This is a genomic window from Tritonibacter scottomollicae (genome assembly GCF_003003215.1).
Taxonomy (GTDB): domain Bacteria; phylum Pseudomonadota; class Alphaproteobacteria; order Rhodobacterales; family Rhodobacteraceae; genus Epibacterium; species Epibacterium scottomollicae.
This window is the reverse complement of the sequence record NZ_PVUF01000002.1, coordinates 437,439-443,745: the sequence shown is the minus strand read 5'-3', so window position 1 is coordinate 443,745 and position 6,307 is coordinate 437,439. Positions and strand designations below refer to the sequence as shown.

The window sequence follows — 6,307 nt, the reverse complement described above, 5'->3', positions numbered from 1 at the left end:
AAGAGCAAACACTCAGAGCCCAAAAGCAGACCGTCGCGCAAAACTAAGAGCGCCACCGCCTAATCAATCTCCGAAGTGCCCCAGTCTTCCCTGAGCGCCAAATCGTCTTTCCGACCCGTCAAAACCGTCCGTTCCTGCGTCGCCGCCGCCCCGTCCAGTCTGCCACCGTAGCGCCTCAGCGCCGCCGGTAGAGGGGGTTCTAAGGTTAGACCCAATGAGCCGCAACCCCTTTTTTGCAAATCTGTCATTTTTTCCGCAGAACCGCACAAAACCTCATATTTATATGGACTTAGGCGCATGGCAAATAAGGGAGCGGCGGAGGTTTCGTCCTTTAGTGGCCGCTTTCACACCCCAAATTCCGATGCGCTGAACGGAATCGCGCGCGTCGGAGCGTAGAGATTGCCAGACTCACACGCGTCGCAGCGTCGGGATTCTTACCCGAAGCAGAAGAAGGAGGAGGATTGCGGCCAGATAGAGCAGGGGCTCGATCTGGAACCCCTTGGCCAGCAACACAAAATGCAGCGCCGCCAGCAGAGCGGCCGGATAGCTGAGCTGGTGTAGCCGTCGCCATTTGGGTCCCAACCGGCGGATCGAGCCGTTATTGGACGTAACCGCAAGCGGAACCAGCAATAGAAAGGCCGCCATGCCGACTGTTATATAGGGCCGCTTGGCGATGTCGGTGAGGATCTGGCTGGGGATCTGCACATCCAGCAGCAACCAGACCAGCAGATGACAGACCACATATGCGAAACATATCAGCCCCAGCGCACGCCTGTGCTTCACCAGATTGAGCCCAAGGAACCGCCGCGCCGGCGTGACCGCGAGGGTCGCGATGAAGAACTGCAATGCCAGCTCACCATAGCGATGCTCCAGCGCCTTGATCGGCTCAACACCCAGCCCACCGGTCAGACCCAGCCAGAACAGCCAGACCGCCGGGGCCAGCCCACATATATATATGAGCCACGACGGCACCCGGCGCAGGGCGAAATTCACAGAAGTCAGATCCATCAGAAGTTCTTCGTCAGATCCAGCCCCTCATAGAGGGAGGCGACCTCTGCCTCATAGCCATTGAACATCAATGTTGGCTGACGACGGGAAAACAGCCCGCCACCAATGCGCCGCTCCGAGGCCTGGCTCCAACGGGGGTGATCCACCTCAGGGTTCACATTGCTGAAGAAACCGTATTCGCGCGCATTCGCCATGTTCCAGCTGGTCGGCGGCTCCTGATCGGTCAGGGTCATCTTCACCACCGACTTGATCGACTTGAAACCGTATTTCCACGGCACCACCAGGCGCAGCGGGGCGCCGTTCTGGTTTGGCAGTGGCTTGCCGAATATGCCGGTGGCCATGATCGTCAGCGGGTTCATCGCCTCATCGAGGCGCAGCCCCTCGCGGTAGGGCCAGTCCAGCACCGGGTAACGGGTGCCGGGCATCTCTTCCGGGCGCAGCAGGGTTTCAAAGGCGACGTATTTCGCCCCCTCCTGCACACCGGCCAGGTTCAGCAGGTCCGCCAGTTCAAACCCCTGCCAGGGGATCACCATCGACCAGGCCTCGACACAGCGGAACCGGTATATGCGCTCTTCCAGCGTCATCTCTGACAGGATCTGGTCAAAGCCGTAGGTGCCGGGATTGTCGACCATGCCGTCGATCTCCACCTCCCAGGGCGAGGTGGTCATCTGGCCGGCATAGCTGGCGGGATCGGTCTTGCCGGTGCCGAATTCATAGAAGTTGCAGTAGCTGGTGACTTCTTCCCAAGTGTTGGGGTCCAGCTCCGCCTCTTGGGCCTCCGCCAGACCGCCGCCGATAGCACCCAGCCCGACGCCCCCTATGCCTGCGAGGATCTTGCGCCGGTTCCAGAACAGGGATTCCGGCGTGATGTCCCGGTGGGTCAGATCGTTTTGCCAGCGATGGGCCATGAAAGCGCTCCTTGAGATCGTGTTGATCCTTGAGGTAACGCCTTAGGCGCTCAGGGCAAAAACATATCCTCTCACATCTCCGCGACAGCACTGTAACTTGGCAGGATCTCATTCATCGGCCGCGAGGAGCCATCCTCCTGCACGATCCGCATGTGACGGCGGCGCATCTTGCGCGGCTCATCCACACCGACCGAATGGGCGATGGTCTCCACCTCCTGGATCACCTCGCGAGCAAAGCGGGCGACCTTCTTGTACTTGTCCTCCACCACAAGTCCCTGCTGAAAGCGCGGATCGTGGGTGGTGATGCCGGTCGGGCAGGTGTTGCGATTGCACTTCAGCGCCTGAATGCAGCCCAGCGAAAACATGAAGCCCCGCGCCGAGGTGACAAAATCAGCGCCCGCCGCCAGCGCCCAGGCCACATCGCCGGGGTTGACCAGCTTGCCGCTGGAAATCAGGCGGATGCGCTCCTTGAAGCCATATTCATCGCGTAGGTTGCACACCAACGGCAGGGCCTCGCGTACGGACATGCCAACAAGGTCAATCAGTGGCATCGGTGCGGCTCCGGTGCCGCCCTCGCCACCGTCAATGGTGATAAAGTCCGGAACGTCATCAGGTCGCGCCGCGAAGTTCAGGAACATCTCCCGCAGGGCAACCTCAGACCCTGCGACCGTCTTGATCCCCACCGGCTTGCCAGAAACCTGGCGCACGCGGGCAACCATATCGAGAAGGTCGTCATAAGAGGCGATCTCCGGGTGCCGGTTGGGAGAAATGCTCGCCGTCCCTTCCGGGATGCCGCGGATCTCGGAGATTTCGGCATTGACCTTGGCGGCGGGCAGGATACCGCCCTTGCCGGGTTTTGCCCCCTGCGCCAGCTTCAGCTCGAACATCTTTACCTGCGGGATCTCGGCGAGTTCCTTCAGGCGCGCATCACTCAGATTTCCTTCGGCATCGCGCACCCCGTATTTGGCGGTGCCGATCTGAAAGACCACATCACAGCCCCCATCGAGATGAAACGGGCTTAGCCCACCCTCCCCGGTGTTGAGCCAGATCCCCGCCTCGCGCGCGCCCCGGCTGAGGGCGGTGACTGCAGGGCGCGACAGTGCGCCATAGCTCATACCGGAAATGTTGAAGAACGACGGTGCATTATAGGGTACCCGCGCGGTCGGACCGATCAGCATCGGTTCGGAACTGGCATATTGGTCATTCAGCGGTGGGAAGGCGGCGTTTACGAAGATCGGCGTGCCCGGCACCGCAGTGTTGCGGGTGGAGCCAAAGGCCACCGTGTTGGTCACACCGGCGCAGGCACGGGCAATCCACTCCCGCTGCGCACGATTGAACGGAAGCTCCTCGCGATCCATGGCAAAGAAATACTGGCGGAAGAACTCCCCAAGGGAACTGAAGAGATGCCGAAACCGCCCCAGCACCGGGTAGTTGCGGCGGATCGCGTCCTGGGTCTGCGTGCGATCTATGACAAACATCGCCAGTGCCGCTAGGGCAAACACACCCAGAAGGCAGATGAACACCACCGCAAGGATCGACACCGCATTCATCGCAAACCCCATGGAAAATCCTTTCTCTTCAATATCGCGGGACAGGCAAGGCGGCCTGACCAATCCGTATTATAGCATGCCGACACACGACAGACGCATGACGTTTCACAGGTGGGATTTCACATCCGGTTCAGCAATAGTCATCGGCAAAAGGGCCGCCCCAAAGGGCGACCCTCTATCTCATCATCACGTGCAAGCTCAGTGAACGACAGCCTCATCCGGGCGTGGCCGCTTGGTTGTGCCGAGGCGATCCCCGATAACCAGCCCTTCACTGCCCGCAGACACCGAAACGGTCTCTCCGTCCTTGATGTCCCCAGACAGCAGCGCCTCTGCCAGCGGGTTCTGCAGTGCACGCTGAATGACGCGTTTCAACGGGCGCGCCCCGAACACTGGATCATACCCCTCATCCGCAAGCCACGCCTTGGCGCCATCGTCCAGTTGCAGTGTGATCTTGCGATCTGCCAACCGCTTGACCAGACGCCGGAGCTGGATCTCTACGATCCCGCCCATGTCGTGACGACCAAGCCGGTCGAAGATCACCGTCTCATCCAGGCGATTCAGGAACTCGGGGCGGAAATGCGCCCGCACCGCGTCCATCACGTCCCGCTTGGCATCCGACGCATCCGCCCCGTCTGGCAGCTGGCTGAGGGCCTGCGCGCCAAGGTTGGATGTCAGGATGATCAGCGTTTGCTTGAAGTCCACGGTCCGACCTTGCCCATCCGTCAGCACACCATCGTCCAGTACCTGAAGCAGCACATTGAACACATCCGGATGCGCCTTCTCAACTTCGTCGAACAGGATCACCTGATAGGGACGACGCCGTACGGCTTCCGTCAGAACGCCACCCTCATCATAACCGACATACCCCGGAGGGGCACCAATCAGGCGGGCGACGCTGTGCTTTTCCATGAACTCCGACATATCGACGCGCACCATGGCGCTGTCATCGTCAAACAGAAACTCAGCCACGGCCTTGGTCAGTTCGGTCTTGCCTACACCCGTTGGCCCGAGAAACAGGAAAGAGCCCAGCGGACGGTTTTCGTCACTGAGACCAGCCCGCGCCCGGCGCACCGCATTGGCAACTGCCGTCACCGCAGTGTTCTGTCCGATGACACGCGCATGCAGACCGTCTTCCATCCGCAACAGCTTTTCACGGTCACCTTCAAGCATCTTGGAGGTCGGGATGCCGGTCCAGCGCTCCACAACGCCGGCGATTTGCTCGGGACGGACAGCCTCTTCGACCATAAGCCCCTTTTGTTCGGTCTGTTCGGCCTCTGTCAGCTGCTTCTCCAAACCAGGGATGACGCCATAAGACAGCTCACCCGCCTTGGTGAGGTTGCCCTCACGCTTGGCGATGTCAAGTTCAGCACGCGCCTTGTCCAACCGCTCTTTGATGTCCCGAGCGGAGGCCAATTTGTCCCGTTCCGCCTGCCACTGCGCCGTCATCTCTGCCGAGCGCTCCTGCAAGTCAGCGAGTTCCTTCTGCAGTGTTTCCAGGCGATCCAGAGAGGCGGTATCCTCTTCAAGCTTCAGGGCCTGTTCCTCGATCTGCATCTGCAGGATCTGGCGATCAAGCGCGTCCAGCTCTTCCGGCTTGGAGTCCACTTCCATTCGCAGGCGCGACGCGGCCTCGTCCACAAGGTCAATAGCCTTGTCGGGCAGGAACCGGTCCGTGATGTAGCGGTTTGACAAGGTTGCTGCCGCCACAAGGGCGCCATCAGCAATACGCACCCCGTGATGGAGTTCGTATTTTTCCTTGATGCCGCGCAGAATGGAAATCGTATCCTCAACCGTCGGCTCAGACACCATTACCGGCTGGAAACGGCGCGCGAGTGCTGCGTCCTTCTCCACATACTTGCGATATTCATCCAGCGTGGTGGCGCCGATACAGTGCAGCTCACCCCGTGCCAGCGCCGGCTTGATGAGGTTGGCGGCGTCCATCGCACCATCGGATTTTCCGGCACCGACCAGCGTGTGCATCTCGTCGATGAACAGAATGACCTCACCCGCCGCCGCCGTGACCTCATTCAGGATGCTCTTCAACCGCTCCTCAAACTCGCCACGATATTTCGCACCGGCTATCAGCGCGCCCATGTCCAGCGCCAGAAGTCGTTTGTCGCGCAGCGATTCGGGCACATCCCCGTTGATGATGCGCAAGGCCATGCCTTCGGCGATCGCCGTTTTACCCACGCCCGGCTCACCGATCAGCACCGGGTTGTTCTTGGTCCGGCGGCTCAGCACCTGCATGGTCCGACGGATCTCGTCATCGCGCCCGATGATCGGGTCAATCTTGCCCTCGCTGGCACGTTCGGTCAGGTCCTGCGTGTATTTCTTCAGAGCCTCATATGAGTCTTCAGCCGTCGCGCTATCGGCCGTGCGCCCCTGACGAATGTCGTTGATCGCCTCGTTGAGCTTCTGTGCCGTGACATTGCCCGCCTCAAGCGCCTCTTTCGCTTTCGATTTGACCAATGCCAAGGCGGTCAACATGCGCTCTACCGGAACAAAACTGTCCCCGGCCTTCTCTGCCACCTTAGTCGCTTCATCCAGCACCCGGGCGGTCTGACCGTCAAGATAGATCTGGCCGGCATCACCGGACACTTTGGGCAGCTTGCCCATGGCCGCCTCGACGGATTCGGCCACGCGTTTCGGATCTCCTCCCGCACGGGAAATGAGATTCGTAACCATGCCCTGATCGTCGTCCAGCAATGCTTTGAGGATATGTTCCGGCGTTAGTCGCTGGTGACCCTCGCGAAGTGCGACAGTCTGGGCCGCCTGCACAAAACCGCGCGCCCGCTCAGTGAACTTGTTCAAGTCCATCTTCTTCTCCTTTTTCAAGCGCCC

Annotated in this window: 4 protein-coding genes; all 4 read right to left on the bottom strand. The window is 60.3% G+C overall.

The window, feature by feature from the left end; all coding sequences use genetic code 11:
• Positions 1-408: 408 nt before the first annotated feature.
• Positions 409-1,008 carry a protein-methionine-sulfoxide reductase heme-binding subunit MsrQ gene (msrQ, locus tag CLV89_RS05930; protein WP_106162704.1) on the bottom strand — a complete coding sequence of 200 codons (600 nt, stop codon included), beginning with the start codon at positions 1,006-1,008 and terminating at the stop codon, positions 409-411.
• Entirely contained in the window at positions 1,008-1,916 is a 909-nt protein-coding gene (gene msrP / locus CLV89_RS05925) for a protein-methionine-sulfoxide reductase catalytic subunit MsrP (RefSeq protein WP_106162703.1), read from the bottom strand. The genes msrQ and msrP overlap by 1 nt, the downstream gene beginning before the upstream one ends.
• A gap of 71 nt (positions 1,917-1,987) precedes the next feature.
• Positions 1,988-3,478 carry an FMN-binding glutamate synthase family protein gene (locus tag CLV89_RS05920; protein ID WP_106162702.1) on the bottom strand — a complete coding sequence of 497 codons (1,491 nt, stop codon included), beginning with the start codon at positions 3,476-3,478 and terminating at the stop codon, positions 1,988-1,990.
• Positions 3,479-3,664: 186 nt separating this feature from the next.
• On the bottom strand, positions 3,665-6,283 hold the full coding sequence (gene clpB, locus CLV89_RS05915; RefSeq protein WP_106162701.1) for an ATP-dependent chaperone ClpB: 2,619 nt from the start codon (positions 6,281-6,283) through the stop codon (positions 3,665-3,667).
• Positions 6,284-6,307: the final 24 nt, after the last annotated feature.